Origin of the sequence: Streptosporangium sp. NBC_01639 (assembly GCF_045209755.1) — a bacterium.
Taxonomy (GTDB): domain Bacteria; phylum Actinomycetota; class Actinomycetes; order Streptosporangiales; family Streptosporangiaceae; genus Streptosporangium.
In genome coordinates, this window is sequence record NZ_CP109272.1 from 7,693,034 (window position 1) to 7,710,723 (window position 17,690).

General features: G+C 70.0%; 15 protein-coding genes. 4 read left to right on the top strand and 11 right to left on the bottom strand.

What is annotated here, in order from left to right; genetic code table 11:
• The first annotated feature begins 219 nt into the window (after positions 1 to 219).
• Positions 220 to 876, top strand: a complete 657-nt coding sequence (locus OHA77_RS34940) for a response regulator (protein WP_406313561.1) — start codon at positions 220 to 222, stop codon at positions 874 to 876.
• Here OHA77_RS34940 and OHA77_RS34945 read toward each other — a convergent pair.
• The 9 genes from OHA77_RS34945 to OHA77_RS34985 all read right to left on the bottom strand — a co-directional run bounded on the left by OHA77_RS34945 (position 858) and on the right by OHA77_RS34985 (position 11,260).
• Positions 858 to 2,867, bottom strand: coding sequence for a prolyl oligopeptidase family protein (locus tag OHA77_RS34945; protein WP_406313562.1), 2,010 nt, complete (start codon positions 2,865 to 2,867; stop codon positions 858 to 860). The genes OHA77_RS34940 and OHA77_RS34945 overlap by 19 nt on opposite strands.
• Entirely contained in the window at positions 2,864 to 4,588 is a 1,725-nt protein-coding gene (locus tag OHA77_RS34950; RefSeq protein ID WP_406313563.1) for an ATP-binding cassette domain-containing protein, read from the bottom strand. The genes OHA77_RS34945 and OHA77_RS34950 overlap by 4 nt, the downstream gene beginning before the upstream one ends.
• A complete protein-coding gene (locus tag OHA77_RS34955; RefSeq protein ID WP_406313564.1) occupies positions 4,585 to 6,267 on the bottom strand; it encodes an ABC transporter ATP-binding protein in 1,683 nt (560 codons plus the stop codon). The genes OHA77_RS34950 and OHA77_RS34955 overlap by 4 nt, the downstream gene beginning before the upstream one ends.
• Before the next feature lie 75 nt (positions 6,268 to 6,342).
• Positions 6,343 to 6,477: a SapB/AmfS family lanthipeptide gene (locus OHA77_RS34960; protein WP_406313565.1), complete on the bottom strand. Its 135-nt coding sequence runs from the start codon at positions 6,475 to 6,477 to the stop codon at positions 6,343 to 6,345.
• Positions 6,478 to 6,520: 43 nt separating this feature from the next.
• A complete protein-coding gene (locus OHA77_RS34965; protein WP_406313566.1) occupies positions 6,521 to 6,652 on the bottom strand; it encodes a SapB/AmfS family lanthipeptide in 132 nt (43 codons plus the stop codon).
• A gap of 43 nt (positions 6,653 to 6,695) precedes the next feature.
• Positions 6,696 to 6,827, bottom strand: a complete 132-nt coding sequence (locus OHA77_RS34970; protein WP_086578608.1) for a SapB/AmfS family lanthipeptide — start codon at positions 6,825 to 6,827, stop codon at positions 6,696 to 6,698.
• 4 nt (positions 6,828 to 6,831) lie between these two features.
• Entirely contained in the window at positions 6,832 to 9,468 is a 2,637-nt protein-coding gene (lanKC, locus tag OHA77_RS34975) for a class III lanthionine synthetase LanKC (protein ID WP_406313567.1), read from the bottom strand.
• A 147-nt stretch (positions 9,469 to 9,615) separates the two neighbouring features.
• On the bottom strand, positions 9,616 to 10,245 hold the full coding sequence (locus tag OHA77_RS34980) for a sensor histidine kinase (protein WP_406313568.1): 630 nt from the start codon (positions 10,243 to 10,245) through the stop codon (positions 9,616 to 9,618).
• 301 nt (positions 10,246 to 10,546) lie between these two features.
• Complete coding sequence (locus tag OHA77_RS34985; protein ID WP_406313569.1) at positions 10,547 to 11,260, bottom strand: M50 family metallopeptidase; 714 nt, start codon at positions 11,258 to 11,260, stop codon at positions 10,547 to 10,549.
• Positions 11,261 to 11,501: 241 nt separating this feature from the next.
• On the opposite strand from OHA77_RS34985, the gene OHA77_RS34990 reads away from it, so the two are divergent.
• On the top strand, positions 11,502 to 11,978 hold the full coding sequence (locus tag OHA77_RS34990) for a nuclear transport factor 2 family protein (protein ID WP_406313570.1): 477 nt from the start codon (positions 11,502 to 11,504) through the stop codon (positions 11,976 to 11,978).
• A gap of 18 nt (positions 11,979 to 11,996) precedes the next feature.
• Positions 11,997 to 13,139, top strand: a complete 1,143-nt coding sequence (locus OHA77_RS34995; RefSeq protein ID WP_406313571.1) for a magnesium and cobalt transport protein CorA — start codon at positions 11,997 to 11,999, stop codon at positions 13,137 to 13,139.
• A 115-nt stretch (positions 13,140 to 13,254) separates the two neighbouring features.
• On the opposite strand, the gene OHA77_RS35000 is transcribed toward OHA77_RS34995, so the two are convergent.
• Positions 13,255 to 13,752: a hypothetical protein gene (locus OHA77_RS35000; RefSeq protein ID WP_406313572.1), complete on the bottom strand. Its 498-nt coding sequence runs from the start codon at positions 13,750 to 13,752 to the stop codon at positions 13,255 to 13,257.
• A gap of 337 nt (positions 13,753 to 14,089) precedes the next feature.
• The gene (locus OHA77_RS35005; RefSeq protein WP_406313573.1) at positions 14,090 to 16,300 is read right to left on the bottom strand and encodes a thiamine pyrophosphate-dependent enzyme; all 2,211 of its coding nucleotides are present in this window, start codon (positions 16,298 to 16,300) and stop codon (positions 14,090 to 14,092) included.
• Between the two features lie 203 nt (positions 16,301 to 16,503).
• On the opposite strand from OHA77_RS35005, the gene OHA77_RS35010 reads away from it, so the two are divergent.
• Complete coding sequence (locus OHA77_RS35010) at positions 16,504 to 17,565, top strand: hypothetical protein (RefSeq protein ID WP_406313574.1); 1,062 nt, start codon at positions 16,504 to 16,506, stop codon at positions 17,563 to 17,565.
• The last annotated feature ends 125 nt before the right edge of the window (positions 17,566 to 17,690 follow it).

The window sequence follows — 17,690 nt, forward strand, 5'->3', positions numbered from 1 at the left end:
CCTCGTCCACAAGGACCCCGCCTCGGTCATCGGGACTCGCTGCGGAGCCCGGTCCGCAGATGGGCCCAGCAGGTGACCGGGCGGCGCCCGAGCGTCACATTTTCCTGGCCGGATCTGGCGCACGATGCTCAACCCGGTTATTTAGGGTAGTCATCTGACTTCCCGGGGTAGCGCTCATGATCCGAGGAGCGCGAGGGGTCGCCGAAAAGGGGGTAAGCGGTGATAAGCGTCCTTATCGCCGAGGACATGCATCTCGTCCGAGGAGCCATGGTCGCCCTGCTCTCCATCGAGCAGGACATCACGGTGGTCGGGGAGGTCGGCCACGGTGACGACGTGGTGCCCTCGTGTCTCGCCTGCAGGCCCGACATCGCGCTCATCGACATCGGCCTGCCCGGCACCGACGGCCTGGCCGCCGCCGCGGAACTGCACCGCAGGCTTCCCGCGTGCAAGACGGTCATCCTGACGGGACTGGCGACCCCGGCGGCGCTGCGCCGGGCACTGGACGCCGGCGTGCGCGGATTCGTCGTCAAGGACACCCCGGCGGGACAGCTCGCCGAATGCCTGCGCCGGGTGGCCGCCGGTGAGCGGGTCATCGACCCCGAGCTCGCCGTCGCCGCGCTCAACGCCCGGCGAAACCCCCTCACCACCCGCGAACTCGAGGTGCTCAAGGTCGCTGCGGAGGGGGCGCCGGTCAGCGAGATCGCCGACCGGCTCTTCCTGTCCGGCGGTACGGTCCGCAACTACCTGGCGCGGATCCTCGTCAAGATCGGCGCCAGGACGCGGGTGGAGGCGGTCACCATCGCCCGGGAGGCCGGTTGGCTGTGGCCGGACGACGCACGCGAGATCGGGTTGATCCGCTACCGGGACGTGAACTGAGACCGCCGCAGGCCGGTCTGCGCGGCGAGGAAGGCGAGCATGTCGGCTGCCAGGCCGACCGACCGGCTGACCGCCCGGGAGCCGTGCCCGACGTCGTTCTCGTGGCGCAGCAGGATCGGCCGGCTGCCCGACGTCGCGTGTTGCAGGGCCGCGCACATCTTGCGGGCGTGCATGGGGTCCACCCGGGAGTCGCCGCCGAAGGAGGTCAGCAGTGTCGCGGGGTAGTCCACCCCGTCCTTGACCCGGTGGTAGGGGGAGTAGCCCAGCAGCCAGCCCAGTTGCTCGGGATCGGAGGCCGAACCGTACTCCGACCGCCAGGAGGGGCCGAGGCCGGAGCGTTCGTAGCGGACCATGTCGAGCAGCGGGGCCGAACAGACCGCGGCGGCGAACAGGTCAGGCCGCTGTGTCACCGCGGCGCCGACCAGCAGCCCGCCGTTCGACTCGCCACAGGCGCCCAGCTGCGCGGGGGTGGTCACGCCGTCGGCGATGAGCCGTTCCGCCGCCGCCACGAAGTCGTCGAACACGTTCTGCTTGCGATCGAGCATTCCGGCACGGTGCCACTGCTCACCCTCCTCGCCGCCGCCGCGGAGCTGCGCCAGCACGAAGACGCCCCCGGCTTCCACCCAGGGCAGGATGTAGCTGGAGTAGGTGGGGGTGAGCGAGAGCCCGAACCCGCCGTAGCCGTACAGGATCGTCGGCCGGGGGCCGGTCCCCGGCCGGGCCAGCACGACCATCCGCACCGGCGTGCCGTCCGCCGACGCGTAGACGAGCCGACGGGCCGAGAGCTCCGGCACCTCGACGGCACCGGGTGCGGCGGCCCATGACGAGGTCTCGCCGGTACGCGCGTCGTAGCGGCGCACGCCACCCGGGGTGACGCTGTCGGTGTAGGTGAACCAGACCTCGTGACCGCCTCCGGGCCGGACGGACATCCGCCCGGCCGAGCCGAGACCGGGTAACGGCACCTGGCCGCGCCGCTCGCCGGTGGCCAGGTCGTGGACGCTGATCTCGCTGATCGCATGCCGGGTCCAGCCGACGAGCAGGACCGCGTCGTCGAGGATCGCGAAGTCGCCGATCACCGCCTCGGGGTCCGGGCCGACCAGGCCGACCCAGTGCTCCGGCTCGGGGTGCTCGGGGTCGGCGACGCACAGCCGGCCCCGGGGAGCACCCAGCGTGGTGAGGAGATACAGACGTCCGTCGGGGCCGACGGCGGGCGCGGTCACCGCGCCCGCCCCCTCCTGGACCACCCGTAACGCGGGGCGGTCCGGGCCGGAGACGGACAGATCGGCCAGCCAGAGGTCGTTGCCGCCGGCGGCCGCCGCCGACACCGTCAGCCAGCGGCCGTCGTGGCTGATCCCCAGACCGTAGGACCGGTCGGCCGCGCAGATCACCCCGTCCTCCTCGGCCGGGGTGCCGAGCCGGTGCAGGCGGATCTGGCGGGACCGGACGTAGAAGAACGCCTTCCCGTCCGGAAGCCATGCCACGGGTGCGTGACGGCAGCGGTCGATGGGACCGTCGACCACCTGCCGGGTGCCGACGTCCATCACATAGAGCTCCGCGTGCTCGTCACCGCTCCTGGACAGCTGGTAGGTCAGCAGCCGGCCGTCCGGATCGGGATGCCACTGGTCCAGCGTGGTCAGCCCGCTGGGGTCGAGCTCCGCAGGGTCGATCAGCGGCACCTCGGTCCCGTCCGGCCCGGCGGTGTAGAGCACCCCGTGTTCCTGTCCCGCCGTGCAGCGCAGGAAGAACCGGCGCTCTCCGCGCCAGAGCGGCGGGCTGACCGTTCCGGCGCCGGTGAGCTCCGACACCCGGGCGTGCCACCCGTCGCGTTCGGCGAGCGTGTCGGCGTGGCTGCGCCACAGCTCGTCCTGGGCGGCCAGCCAGCTCCCTGTCGCGGCGCTCGCCGGGTCTTCCAGCCACCGGTAGGGATCGGGCACGGCATGACCGTGAAGATGGTCGACGATCGGCTGCCACTCGGCGGGAGGGTAGATCACGGCACCAGCTCCTGGGTGGTCGTGGGGTTCCAGTGCCCGACCAGGTCGGCGTAGAGCGGCGAGGCGGCGAGCATCTCCTCGTGCCCTCCCGACCGGACGCTCGTGCCGTCCATGACGAGGATCCGCCGGGCGCGCAGCGCCGAGGTCAGCCGGTGGGCGATGACGAGCAGGGTGCCTCCGCGGCGGGCGAACGCCTCTTCGGCCCGCGCCTCGGCCGCCGGGTCCAGATGACACGTCGCCTCATCGAGGATCACCAGGCGGGCGGAGGTCAGGTAGGCGCGGGTCAGCGCGACGAGCTGGCGCTCACCCGGGGTCAGCATGCCGGCGTCGATCTCGGCGGAATAGCCGCCCAGCCGGGTCACCACCGCGGTCAGGCCGACCGCGGTCGCGGCGTCGTCCACGGCGTCCCGGGACGCCGTGGTCAGGTAGGTCAGGTTCTCCAGGAGTGAGCCCCGGAAGACGTAGGCCTCCTGGGGGATGAGCACCCGCTGGGCCGGGTCGAGCCGGTCGGCCGGGACACCGCCGATCAGGACCTGTCCCGCGTCCGGCCGGAGCACGCCGGTGACGAGCGCGGCCAGGGTGGACTTGCCGATCCCGCTGGGGCCCACCACGGCGATGTGCTCCCCCTCGGGGATGTGGAGATCGAGATCGGCGATCACCGGCTCCGCGTGCGGTCCGTAGGCGAACGTCACACCGTTCAGCAGGATCTCCGCGTCCCGGGCGGTGTCCGTCCCGATCGGCGGGCGGCCGGGGTCGTCCGCCCGCAGGATGCGGCCGAGCGACACGCGTAGCCGTACCCCGCTGATGCCCAGCCCCTCCACGAGGTTGCCGAGCGCCGGAGCCAGTGACTGCGTGATGTAGGCCAGGGCGCCGAGGATCACACCGGCTCCGGCCCCCTGACCCAGTAGCCAGGGAGTGCCGGCCAGCACGAGCAGCACCGGCAGCCAGCCGCCCACCGCCAGTGACAGTGTGCGGACCGCGGTCACCCGGGCGAGCGCCCGCCCGGCTCCGGCCTGCTCCGCCACCCGCAGGCCGACCCGGTCGGCCACCCGGTCGTGCGCCACGCAGGCGGTGATGTCACGCAACCCGCCGGCCATGGCGGTGACCGACTCGGCGGTGCGCTCGTCGGCCAGCAGGAACGCCCGCTGCCGCCGCGCCATGGCCGGGAGTGAGAGCAGGAAGAGACCGAGACCGACGACGAACGGCGGCAGCACCAGCACGAGCACCTGGGGAATCAACGTCGTCAGGCCAAGCACCACGCTCACCACGGTGAAGACGAAGGACCTGACGACCGTGATGACCGAGGCGAACGCGTCACGGGCCAGCTCGACCTGCAGGTTCGACCGGGCCACGGCCGCCGTGTCCGGCCCCTGCCCGGACGCGGCCGACCGGTTCAGTGTGCTCTCGACGACATGGCCGAGCAGCTCCTCCCGGAACGGCTCCACGATCGAGGCGACCGCCAGTACGACCTGCCGCGCCCCGACGGCGGCCACCAGCCACGCGCCGCCGAGTACGGCCAGCCAGGCGAAGCCGACGCCCGGCCGCCCGGCGGCGAAACCCTCGTCGATCGCCCGCGCGATGGCGAGGCCGATGACGAGAGCGGGCGCGGTCTCCGCGACGGACCAGACACCGAGCCGGAGCAGCGGGCGCGGAGCACGCCGGAGAGCCCGGCGGATCGGGCGGTTCACCGGGCCCGACTGCGGAAGCGGGGGGCGGTTCACGGGGCGTCCACGGCGAAGACCGCCCGGTAGTCGGGGTCGTCCCACAACGCGAGGTGGGTGTCGTAGGCGCGCACCCGGCCACCGTCCAGCCAGACCACCCGGTCGGCCGCCGCGGCGGTCGCGACCCGGTGGGCCACGATCAGGCGGGTACGGCCGCGCAGCTCACCGGCGAGGGCCCTGCCGACCTGGCGCTCGGTGACGGTGTCCAGGCTGGAGGTGGCGTCGTCCAGGACGAGCAGGCGCTCCCCGTGCGCGAAGGCGCGGGCCAGGCCGATCCGCTGCCTCTCCCCGCCGGACATCGGGGCGTCCTCGACCGGGGTGTCGTAGCCTCTCGGCAACCGCCGGACGAAGGCGTCGGCGCATGCCGCGCGGGCGGCCGTTCGTACGGTCTCCGGGCAGGGGGCGTCGAGGCCGAGGCCGATGACGTCGCCGATGGTGTCGCCGACCAGGACGGGGCGTTCGAAGGCGTAGCCGACGGCCTGGCGTAGTGCCTGCGGGGAAAGGCCGGGCAGGGGGACGCCGTCCAGGGTGACCGTCCCGCTGAGAGGATCGGCCAGCCGGCCGGCGAGGGCGGCGAGCAGCGATTTTCCGGCGCCGGACCGGCCGACCACGGCCACCGAGCAGCCGCCGGGGACGACGAGGTCGACGCCGCCGGTGCCGCCCAGACCGTCAGCGGTGACGCCGTACAGCTTCAGGGTGCCGGGGCCGGCGGGCAGCGGTCGCACGCCGTACGTCCGCGGTCTCTCGGCGAGCATTTCGACGACGCGGCCCGCGGCCGCCCGTGCCCGTGCCAGGCGGTTGATGTGGCTCAGCGCGGCTCCGAGGCCGGCTCCGAGCACGACGTAACGGGCGGCGGAGTACAGTTCGCCGACCGTGAGGTCACCGCTCGCCAGGCGCAGCCCGCCCACACCCAGCACCGCCACCTCCAGCAGCGGCACCACGACGCCGGCCTGGACGCCGGCTCGGGCGTTGGCCCGCCACATGGCCATGGCGTGTGCGCGCAGCCGGGGGAGCGCGGTCAGCACCCGTGACCTCTCCTGGGCGGCGGTGCCCGCTGCGGCGATCGTCCGGGCCCCCGCCAGGGCGTCGACCAGGCGGGCGGCGATGTCGCTCTGCGCCTCCTGGTAGTCACCGGCGATGGAGGTGCTCACGTGGAAGAACGCCCGGAGCACGAGCGCGATGAGGACGAGACCCACGGCCAGGGTCAGGGTCAGCCGGAAGTCGATGAGGGTGAGTGCCACGAGGCTGCCCGCCGTGGGGATGAGCAGCGCCGTCCCGGTGACGATCGCCTCAGGCGCCCGTCCCGCCTCCTCGGCGTTCACACCTGCCCGGGTGACCAGGTCGCCTTCGGGGAACCGGCGGGTCATCGCGGGGCCGACCCCGAGGATGTGCCGCAGGATCCGGTGCCGGAGCCATGCCGAGGTGTGGGCGTTGACCGCTCCGGAGCCCCAGACGCCGAGCGTGTCGCAGAGCACCGTCACGGTCACGATCGCGACGCAGGCGGCCAGCCAGGTTCCGCCCGCCGGTTCGGCCGCGACGAGACTGTCGACCGCTCCGCCCAGGACGAACGGGAGCGCCAGTTCGGCGCACGCGCCGATGACGGAGGCGACGGCGAGGACACCCAGCCAGGGGCCGCCACGCCGTACGGTCCGGGCCACCAGCCGATCTGCCGTCCGCACCGGTCGGTCCTCCTTCGCTGAAAGGGCTGTGCCCGGGACGGCTGCCGTCGCCGGCCGTCCCGGGCACTCGGTTCACTAGTGGCAGAGCAGCAGGCTCAGGTTGCTCGGCTGGTTGGACTGGCAGCCGAGGACGGTGAGGGTGCTGCCGCCACCGCCACCGCCGCCGTGGCCGCCGGGGGTCTCCAGGGTCTGGAGGTCGAGAAGAACCATGGGAGTGCCTCGTTTCTTGGAGAAGTGCTTGGGGTGGGGGTGGCTAGTGGCAGAGCAGCAGGCTCAGGTTGCTCGGCTTGTAGGACTCGCAGCCGAGGACGGTCAACGTGCTGCCGCCACCGCCGCCACCGCCGCCGGTGGGGGTCTCCAGGGTCTGGAGGTCGAGAAGAACCATGGGAGTGCCTCGTTTCTTGGAGAAGTGCTTGGGGTGGGGGTGGCTAGTGGCAGAGCAGCAGGCTCAGGTTGCTCGGCTTGTAGGACTCGCAGCCGAGGACGGTCAACGTGCTGCCGCCACCGCCGCCACCGCCGCCGGTGGGGGCTTCCAAGGTCTGGAGGTCGAGAAGTACCATGTAGTTACACCTCCTTCAGTGGCTTGTGGGAGCGGAGACGCTCGGCGGATCCATGCACAGGCAATGCCATGGTCAGGGCGCCTGTGCCGCCGGGCGGCTCGGTAAAGGGGAGGAACACCGGCCTGTCGTGCAGGGCGGTGCTCATCGCGAACAGGACTCCGGCCGTGCCGGTCGCGAAGTCCATGGAAAGCCTGAGCAGTTGGTCGCCGGGGAAGGCCAGCCCGTCGCCGTAGGGCAACGCGTGCCAACCCAGCCCGCGGATCTGCTCGGCGAGGTCGTTGCGGGGGTCGTACGGTGTCGGCCCCAGGCCCGTGGCGAGGGCCGCGATCATGCCGCTCCGGCCGGTGAAGAGCCCCGACTGGACGAAGTAGCGGCCCCGGGTGACGAGCCGGAAGCCGTCGAGCGCGGTCCGGAAGTCCTCGTCCTCACGGTGAGTCAGGTAGCGGGCGAGGACCAGGCCGATACCCACCGAGCCCTCGTCCAGATAGGGAAGGGTACGCCAGCCCTGGCTGACCTGGAGCGTGCCGTCCTCACTGGAGACGCAGCGTCGCAGATCCTGCCGGAGCGCCACGGCGGCCCGGTCGAGCAGCGAGGTGTCGCCGGTCCGCTCGTAGGCGTTCAGGAAGAGCAGGGCAGGGCCGGAGGAGCCGTACATCAGCCCGGCGCGGGGATTCGCGCCGCCGCTGGTCTCCGGCACGTCCTCGGCGCCGCCCAGCCTGTCCGAGCAGATGTCGACGATCCGGAGCGCCAGATCGGTGAAGGCCCGCTCGCCGGCCGTCCCACCCAGGTGGAGCAGGTTCAGCCCGACTCCCGCGAGGCCGCCGAACAGACCGAGCTGGAGGGTTTCCCACTTCTCCCGCATGCACGACTCGACCGTGTCGAGCGCGTCCTGACGGTGCCCGAGCAGATCCAGGACGTAGGCCACGCCGTGGAGTCCGTCGTAGAAGCCGATGCCCGTTCCCCGCTCGGGAGCCAGCGCCCTGCCGCGCAGCCAGTCCTCGTGCTCGGGGAAACGGCCCAGCCCGGCCCGTTCCAGCGCGTAGAGCACGCCCGCCGCGCCGTACGCCAGGTTGATCCCCCCGCCGGCCTGGAACTGGGCCACGTCGCCGGGGAAGAGCCTGTCCTGCCGGTCCAGGGTGGCACTCGCCATGATCGCCCGGCACATCGCCGCCCTGACCTCGGGCCACGGATCGCGGCCGGGACGGGGGATGTGCCGGACCGCCGTCGGGGTGGGGCCCGTGATGGTCCGGACGGCCTCCTCGACCACCTCGGGCGGCACGGGAAAGGTCTCCTTGACGGACTCGGCGAGCTGGACCACCTTGGCCCGGTCGAGCAGCTGCATGATCGTGAGCTGGGGGGCGAACAGCCCGAGGCAGAGGCAGGCGAGGGCGTAGACGTCGATCTCGACCCCCTGCCGATCGGGCGGCGCGCCGAAGGCCGGGTGGGCCAGGGCGGCCCGGCCGCGGTCCGCGGCCAGGGTCGCGACCTCGTAGTCGATCAGGACCAGGCGGCCTTCGGCGGTGAGGAGGATGTTGTTGGGGTGCAGATCGCCGAAGACCACGCCCCGCCCGTGCAGGGACTCGACCGCCCGCCGGACCTTGGGCAGCACGTCGAGCACCCACGAGGTGTACTCGGCGACGCTCTCCTGGTCGCAGGTCGCCCGGGTCAGGGGGTACCTCTGGACGAGGAGCCGCTGCAGCGGATTGCCGTCGACGAACTCCTGGACCAGGAAATGGTGGTCGCCGAGCGTGAAGTAGTCGACCAGGGCCGGCACCGCGTCCAGCCCGGCCAGGCGCTCCAGCATGTCCCGCTCGTGCGCCAGCCGTGTCACGGCGTCGCGGTCGGCGGCGTCGAGCCCGGCATGCGGGCGCGCCTCCTTCAGCACGACCCGCTCGCCGGTGCTCAGGCTCCGCCCGAGATACACGCCTCCGCCGTTGGAGAACTGGATGACGCTCTCGATCGTGTACGGCAGGTCGTTGGTGGTCACCGCGTTGCGGGCGGCCAGATGGGGCTCCAGAAATCCGGGTAGCGTCACCCAGGGGGGCAGGCTGAAGGCCGGCTCGCGCACATCGGGTACCAGCCGCCCGTGGGCGTCCTCGATGGCCAGCACCGGTTCGCCGTTCTCACCCAGGCACCGCCGCGCCGCGAAACCGCCGTAGCGGACGAAGAGCGGGCCTTCGCCGTAGCGGAGGTCGCTGAGGATGTAGGGCCCTTCGACGCCCTGGAGCAACTCGTCGAGTTCCTTCAGGGTGAGCTCGAGCTGTCCGTCGTCCAAGGGGTAGATCGTCACAAGCTTGCCACTGGACCCGCGGGCTGCGGCCTTGGAGTTCAGCATCGTCATGACCGGCCGGTTGCGCAGGAACTTGAACGCGATGTTCCGTGCCACGCAGTAGTCCCAGACGGCTTCCATGGCCCGCTCGGCGTCTTCCAGACAGGCCGACACGTGGATCTTCCACCCCTGCGCCGGCGTCCGGCCGGCGACGGGCGCATAGTGCATCCAGATGTCGGTCGCCTGGTGCTCCCAGCCGTCCGGGACATCCCGTACGGCGAGCGGAAAGTCGGGGTGGTCGCCCCGGCGGCCGTCAAGGGTGTCGTAAAAAAGCCGATCTGCGAGGCAATAAAGCTCATACTGGTCATTCACGGCAATCTCCCTGCTGTCTTCCAGAAGAGAGAATTACGGATAACCCGAGAAATGACTAGTTACAAAGTCAACTACTCATACATGCGAACCTCACATGTCCAATCGTGAAGATGTGCACTACCTGCACTTTTGTGTTTGAAGTGAAATTTATTCGGAAAACTTTTGCGGCACTTCGGCGCTCAGAGTGAACCAGCCGTCCTCGCCGGCGGTCACGCGCACCGTGCCCCCGATCCGGGCCACCCGGGCGCGGAGATTGTCCAGGCCGTTACCGGCTGCGGGTCGCGGGGACCGGCCGGTGGCGCCGTCGTTGGCGACGGTCAGCCGCAACAGCCCCTCGCGGGCGTCCAGTTCGATCACGCACGTTCGCACCGTGCTGTGCCGCAGCATGTTCGTGACGCCTTCGCGGACCACGGCCCCCAGCGCGCCGCTCACCTCCCGGGACAGGCCGGTGGCGTCCACCCGGACCGAGCAGTCGGCTCCGAGTCCGGTGAGCAGGGCCTGGGCCCGCAGGCTCTCACCCTCCAGGGGAACCTGCCGGTGGATCATGGAGATGTCGCGCACGGCGTGCGCGGCGTGCCGTACGGCCTGAAGCGCCTCGCCCAGATCCCCGCGCAGACGCGCGTCGCCGGCCGCCCGCCGGTAGGCCAGCTCGCTCTTGACGGAGGCCAGCCACAGCCAGTGCCCGACCAGGTCGTGCACGTCCCGGGCGAACTCCTCGTGTGCCTGGATGACCGCCTGCTCCTTTTCGGTGCGGAGCCGCCTGACCTGTAGAAGCAAGACAACGGTAATACAGAGCAATATCAGGATGATTGCCGTGATGACCGCTATGGGGGCATATAGTCCGGGCGGCATCGACCGACTCTCACCGGGGGAAGGAGTATGGCCATAAACTCAAAAAACCGTTTAACTGTCAATGGAAAGGAGGGTACTCCACAGTGCTCAGGACAACTCGGAGCACGGCGGCTCCAGCCGGGCCGTGTCGGGGTAGTCGGGCCGACCGCCTGAACGGGCAGGTTCGGAGGCCGCCTCCGGGGCGGAGGCTCGGTGCCTTACGCAGGACGAGGTCTTGGGCGGGTGCTCAGAGGAGACCGGACGGCAACGGGACGAGCAGGTAGCCGCCGCAGGCCAGGCAGGCCCCCGCCACCAGCAGGAACAGCAGCACCCAGAAGCCGCCGGGCAGGAAGGTCAGCCGGGCGAGCTGGTCGGCGTCGGAGTCCGGGGCGCGGCCGTGCCGCCGCTTTCGCTGCAGCTCCACGATCGGCCGCACGCCGCCCAGCAGCAGGAACCAGACAGCCAGGTAGGCGAGGACGGCGTCGACGTCGGGTGGGGCGTACCAGGTGAAGGCGGTTATCGCCCCGCCGGTGGCCAGCAGGCTCACCACACCGAACAGGTTGCGGATCAGCACCAGCATGCAGAGGAGCAGCGCGATCACGAGCGCGATCAGAATCGCGACGTGACCGGAGGAGGTCAGCCACGCCCCACCGAGCCCGAGCAGGGACGGCGCGACGTATCCGGCGGCGGCGGTCAGGATCATCCCCGGCCCGGTGGGCCTGCCCCGGGTCAAAGTAACGCCTGAAGTATCGGAGTGCAGCCGGATGCCCTGAAGCGTGCGGCGGGTGAGCAGCGCCGTCAGTGCGTGCCCTCCTTCGTGCGCGATCGTGACCAGGCCCCGGGAGATCTGCCACGAAGCGGACCACGTGACCACGGCCAGGGCGGCCAGCGCGGACAGCAGCACGACCCAGAGAGGCGGGGCCTCCTGAGCCGTGGTCAAAGTCACCCACACCTCGGACAACGGTCACCTCTCCTTTTGACGCCGGAGCAAAGCGTCCCATGACATCCGGTGTACCGAGGATAAAGTCATAACGTGCAAAGCATGATTCTGGAACCGGCGGATGCCGGCTCCATGCCCTGGAACGCCTCGACCTCGGTGACGACCGGTTACATGCGGTCTGCTGGGACAACGCCGCCGCTTTGCTTGATCTTGCCTCCGAATACACTCGGTCAGCGGGACATTGACGACCAGGGGGACTCGCGTGAACGACCAGAACACCGCGCTCATCCGGAGCCTCTACGACGCCTTCGGGCGTCGTGACCCCGATGCCATGGAGCGGTGCTACCACCCCGACGTCACGTTCGGCGATCCCATCTTCCAGGACCTGGAGGGGCGCGACCGGGTCATGGGCATGTGGCGGATGCTGCTCGGCCGCAACAGCGCCATCGAGGTGACCGTCCGGGACGTCACCGCGCGTGACCACGATGGTGCGGCGCACTGGACGGCCCGTTACGTCTTCGGCAGAACGGCCAGGAAGGTCGTCAACGAGGTCGACGCCCTGTTCAGGTTCGAGGACGGTCTGATCATCCGGCATCATGACGACTTCGACTTCAAGCATTGGTCCAAGATGGCCCTGGGCAAGCCGGTGGGGCTCTTCTTCGGCTGGACCCCGATGTTCCGGGCGACGATACGGGGTAGGGCGATGCGATCACTTGAGGAGTTCGTCAACGCGCGATGAACGGAATGAGGGGACGACGTGGCTGATCGGCGAGTGCGGGGCGTGCGGAGCCTGATGCGTGGGCGTTCCGGAAGTGACCGCGACTCTCCCGAACGGTCGATGGACCCGCGTTCCGCCGGTGACGAGCCGTCCGCGCCCCGGTCGCTTGTGATCGACAACGCGATCTACGTCAACGGACGGCGGACGGCCACCCCCGAGTCGCTGCCCGACGCCTTCGAGTGGCTGAAGAACACCTCCGGCAGCATGGCCTGGATCGGTTTCTACCGACCGGAGGAGGCGGTGATCCTCAACGTCGCCGAGGAGTTCGACCTGCACGAACTGGCCGTCGAGGACGCCATCGTCGCCCACCAGCGACCCAAGGCCGACCGCTACGGGGACACGCTGTTCGTGGTGCTCCGCCCGGCCAGATACCTCGACGAGACCGAGGAGGTCGACTTCGGCGAGCTGCACGTCTTCGTCGGCCAGAACTTCGTGATCACCGTACGGCACAGCGAGGCTCCCGACCTGTCGCAGGTCCGCCGCCGGATGGAGGGCGACCCCGAACTGCTCGGCCAGGGTCCGCAGGCGGTGCTCTACGCCATCATGGACGCGGTCGTGGACGGCTACGCCCCGGTCGTCGCGGGCCTGCAGAACGACATCGACGAGATCGAGGTGCAGGTCTTCGGCAACGAGCCCGGGGTCTCCCGCCGCATCTACGAGCTCTCACGTGAGGTGATCGAGTTCCAGCGGGCCACCCGGCCGTTGCTCGGCATGATCGAGGGGTTCATCGCGGGGGCGGCCAAATACGGGGTTGACGGGGAACTGCAGAGATATCTGCGTGACGTCGCCGATCACGCGATCACCGTGGCGGAGCGGGTCAGCGGCTTCCGCCAGATGCTCCACGACATCCTCGTGGTCAACTCGACCATGGTCGCCATGGCGCAGAACGAGCACATGACCAACCTCACCGAGGCCAGCAACGCCCAGAACGAGGAGGTCAAGAAGATCTCCGCCTGGGCCGCCATCCTCTTCGCCCCCACTCTCGTCGGCACCATCTACGGCATGAACTTCGACGTCATGCCCGAGATCCACTGGGCCCTGGGTTACCCGTTCGCGGTGCTGCTGATGGCCGGCGTCTGCGTGTCCCTCTATCTGGTGTTCAAACGCCGCGACTGGCTGTAGCGGACCGGGCGGCGTCACGAGGGCGGTTCGGGCCGATGGGGATGTCCGGTGGCCCTGCCGTACCGAATCGTGCGGAAGCCCGCAGAGCACGGCCTGCGGACTTCCGCACAGCGGGTCAGCTGAGTTTGGCCAGGATCAGGTCGAGCTTTCCGTCCATGGAGTCCATCCGGCCGTCCATGGAGTCCATCCGCTTCTCCATGGAATCCATCCGGCCGGTCAGGTCGTCGACCTTGGCGTCCAGGCCGTCGACCTTGGCGTCCAGGCCGTCGAACCTGGTTTCCAGGCTGTCGAATCTGGTCTCCAGGCCGTCGACTCTGGTGTCGAGGTCGTCGAACCTGCTCTCCAGGTTGTCGACCTTGGCGTCCAGGCCGTCGAACCTGGTCTCCAGACCGTCGACCTTGGCGCTGAGTACCGAGAGGTCTTCCTTGGTGGCCATCCTGTTCATGATCTCTTCGAACATCGGAGAGGTGTACGCCATGACCTCGTCCCGGATGATCGTAGGAAGGTCGGTCAGCGTCTCCTTGATGTCGGCCAGATCCGAGCCTGTCCTGAAGGCCCAGGACTCGAGGTCCGCCACGCGCTGACCGGTGTTCTTCGTCGCCACGTCGGGCATGTTACCTCCTGGTTGGGGGGCGATGGAGGGCTACCTGCGGAGAGCCGGGCCATGAATCCACTACAGTGCGTGACCAATTGAACACCTTTTGCGAGAGCGCAGGGATGGGTTCGACGATTTCCGGCCTGGTCGCCTCGGGCGGCCGGAGCGTGCTGTCCGTGGCCTCTCCGATAGGGCCACCTGGTCGACGGCACCGCTGAGGAGCCGGCCGTCTGAGCGGCCGAGGTCGGGCGTGACGGCGGACAGGTGCCGGACGTCTGCCGGACGTCTCCGTGTGACCCGCCACGGTGACCGGTCAGGCCCCCGCCGGCTGCCCCGCGGGTCGCCCCCTGACGGCTCAGCCCAGCAGTTTGCGGGCGGCGTCCTCGATCTCGCTCTCCGACAGCAGCACGTGCCTGGAGGCCTCGCCCAGCGGGATGAAGCTGTCGGCGGAGGTTACCCGGCCGATCCTGCCGGTGAATCCGGCGTCGACCAGTTCGGTGACGATGCCCTCCGAGACACCGCCGGTGCGGCGGGTCTCGTCGGCGATCAGCACCCTGCCGGTCAGCTCCGCAGCGTGCAGCAGGTCGTCGATCGGGAGCGGCGACAGCCAGCGGAGGTCCAGGACCCGGCAGCTGTAGCCCTCCGCGGTGAGCCTGACCGCGGCGCGCAGGCTCATCCGCAGGCCGTTGCCGAAGGTCACGATGGTCAGGTCGCGGCCGTCGCCGTAGCTGCGGGCACGGCCGACCGGGACGTGTGTCTCCGCCCAGCGGGCCGGTGGTGCGTACGGCGCGAGCCAGCCGTTGTCACCCTGGTCGAACAGGTCGCGCGTGTTGTAGAGGGCGATGGGTTCGAGGAAGACGCAGACACTGCCGTCGGTGCGGGCGGCGGCCAGGCAGGTGCGCAGCATCGAAGCCGCGTCGTCGGGCCTCGCGGGAGAGGCCACGATCAAGCCGGGGATGTCGCGTAAGGCGGCGACGGAGTTGTCGTTGTGGAAGTGGCCGCCGAAGCCCTTCTGGTAAGCGTAGGAGGCGACGCGGACCACCATCGGGTTGCGGAAGGCGCCACGGGAGAAGAACGACAGTGTCGCGGCCTCGCCCCGGATCTGGTCCAGCGCGTTGTGCAGGTAGGCCAGGTATTGGATCTCGGGCACCGGGAGCAGTCCGGAGACACCGGCCCCGAGCGCCAGTCCGAGCACGGCCTGTTCGTCGAGGAGGGTGTCGAACACCCGGGCTGCGCCGAACCGCTTCTGCAGGCCTCGGGTGACGCCGTAGACGCCGCCCTTGCGGGCCACGTCCTCGCCGAAGACCAGCACGTCGGGATGGGCGGTGAGGGTGTCGGCGAGGGTCCGGTTGATCGCCTGGGAGAGGGTGAGCAGCCCTTCCTGCTCGGGCAGCCTGCCGCCGAAGGCCCTCTCCCTGGACCGGCCGGCCACCGTACTGGCCGAGGCGACGGCATGGGGGGTGCGGGGTGCCAGCGGCTCCATGATGGCGGCGGCCGAGTCCAGCCGGGGCCGCCGGGAACCCTCCAGGGCCAGCTTGAACAGGTGCTCCCGCATCGTCTCGTAGTGGAGCAGCAGGTCGTCGGGGGTGGTCAGGCCCGCTTCGACGAGCAGCCGGGCGGTGGAGACGAGCGGGTCGCGCTCCAGGTCGGCGTTCATCTCCCGCTTGAGCCGGTAGGACATCTCCACGTCGGAACCGGCGTGGCCCATCAGCCGGACGGTGCTGATGTGCAGCAGCGCGGGGGAGCGGTGGGTGCGGACGTGGTCGGCGGCGCCTCTCGCCACGTCGTGGACGTCGGCCAGGTCGCAGCCGTCGGCCTTGAAGTATTCCAGCAGCGGGTGGCGGGCGGCCTCCACCCAGCCGTCCGGCGTCCGGACGCTGATGCCCAGGCCGTTGTCCTCGCAGACGAACAACAGGGGCATCGCCAACCCCTGGTAGGAGCCGTAGGCGGCGGTGTTGAGGCCGGACAGCGCACTGGCGTGGTTGAGGGACGCGTCACCGAGGCCGCACACCGCGATCGCGTCGGCGGGCCATGCGCCCGGCAGACCGAGCTGGCGGGCGCGCTCGATGGCGAAGGCCACGCCCACGGCACGCGGCAGATGACTGGCGATCGTGGAGGTCTGCGGGATCACGGCCAGGTCGGGGTGGCCGAAGACCTTGTGGCGGCCGCCCGCGATCGGCTCCTCAGCCGAGGCGGTCAGGCCGAGCAGCACGTCGCGTAGCCCCTCCTCGGGCAGGCGGCCCGCCATCGCGGACCGGGCCAGGTAGAAGGCGCCCGAGCGGTAGTGCAGCAGGGCGGGATCGGTGGCGCGCACCGCCGCGGCGACCGCGACGTTGCCCTCGTGTCCGGCCGAGCCGATGGTGTAGAAGCCCTCGTCCTGCTCGCGCAGCCAACGGGCGGTGACATCAAGCAGTCGGCTGCTCAGCTGGAACTCGAAAAGCTCCCGGCAGCGAGCGCCGGTCAGGCTCGTTCCCTCCCGCACCGGCAGGCCGGGGTCACGCGGGGCCCCCGGAGAGAGGGCGGCCACCGCCTCGGTGAAATGCGTCTCAACTGTGTCGCGCGCCACACCCTGATTATGTCTCCCCCGGTCGCTCCCGTCTCCAACCTTGGCCCGTTTGGGTCTGTGGGGGCGGCGGAGCGGCTCTATTCGACAGTTATTAATAACAACTTGTCAGATCTACCAACCAATTACCTCTTTCATACGTCTACTTGAGAGAAGACGTGGCACCCTCATGCCGCGTTCAGCCAATGGGGAGGATGACAACCCGAATGTTGCAACGCACCCGAGCCATCGTCGTCGCGGTGGCCATGGGAGCCGGAGCACTCGCTCTGGCACCCTCCGCGACGGCCGCAACGGGAACCTCAGCGGACCCCGTCATCTCCAACGTGGAGATCAATCCCAGCCCCGTCGTGGTGACCGGATCGCCGGTCAACGCGAAGTTCAGCTTCACCACGAAGGCGGCAGGCAAGGCCGAACTCCAGGTCAAGGCACCGGGCGTCAGCGCCTGGACCTCTCTTGACCTGAAGCCCAGCCCGCACGGTGTCGAGACCAGGTGGACGGCGTCGAAGTCGTTCGACGCCAAGAGCACCACCGGGCAGTGGAGCTTCCTCGCCATCGCCCACAGCGGCGACGGCAAGGAGGACTCGACGCGCGGCAAGTTCGGTGTCGAGCTCAGAAAGGCCCTCGACACCAAGATCGTCGACTTCGACGCCTCTCCTGACGACGTCACCAGGGGCCACACCCTCAAGGTCTCCGGCCGGCTGCTGCGCGACGCCGGCAGTTGGCGGGACTACTACGGCCAGTCCGTGACGATCACCTTCCGGGAGAGGGGCACCGACGCCTACCGGCACGTCGCCAAGGTCCGCACCGGCCGCGGCGGCTGGTTCGCGACCGGTGTCAAGGCCGAGGCCACCGGTTGGTGGCGTGCCGAGTTCGACGGCCACGGCGGCGCCAAGGGGTCGGTGAGCGACACCGACCAGGTGACGGTCCGCGACCCGGAGCCGGAGCCGGAGCGTGCCGACAGCCGCGTCATCAAGTTCAACGCCTCGCCCGAACCCGTCCGCTACGGCCGGTACCTGAAGTTCACCGGCAAGCTCCAGGTGGACGACTCGGGCTGGGAGGGCCACCGGGCCAAGGTCGCGCTGTACTTCAAGGCCAAGGGCTCGCACAAGTGGGGCTACGTCAAGACCACGTGGTCCAACGGCAGCGGCAACCTCTACACGAAGGCCAAGAGCTACCGGTCCGGTTACTGGAAGTTCGTCTTCAGAGGTGACGGCGACTACTACGGTGACTCCAGCGGGAGTGACTACGTCAGGGTCTACCGGCGCTGACGGTGAGATCGAGGCCCGCTCCCGGTGAGCGGGCCTGACAGACGGCGGCCCGGGTGCTCGAGCACCCGGGCCGCTCTCATGCCGCCATGCGAGGGGAGCGTCCCCGGACACGGCGTGTCGCGACA

Excerpts from the sequence above, each read along its gene's own strand:
- OHA77_RS34965 (WP_406313566.1), bottom strand. The coding sequence starts at position 6,652 with ATGGTTCTTCTCGACCTCCAGACCCTGGAGACCCCCACCGGCGGCGGT.
- OHA77_RS34970 (WP_086578608.1), bottom strand. The coding sequence starts at position 6,827 with ATGGTACTTCTCGACCTCCAGACCTTGGAAGCCCCCACCGGCGGCGGT.
- OHA77_RS34960 (WP_406313565.1), bottom strand. The coding sequence starts at position 6,477 with ATGGTTCTTCTCGACCTCCAGACCCTGGAGACCCCCGGCGGCCACGGC.
- OHA77_RS35010 (WP_406313574.1), top strand. The coding sequence starts at position 16,504 with ATGTTGCAACGCACCCGAGCCATCGTCGTCGCGGTGGCCATGGGAGCC.
- OHA77_RS35000 (WP_406313572.1), bottom strand. The coding sequence starts at position 13,752 with ATGCCCGACGTGGCGACGAAGAACACCGGTCAGCGCGTGGCGGACCTC.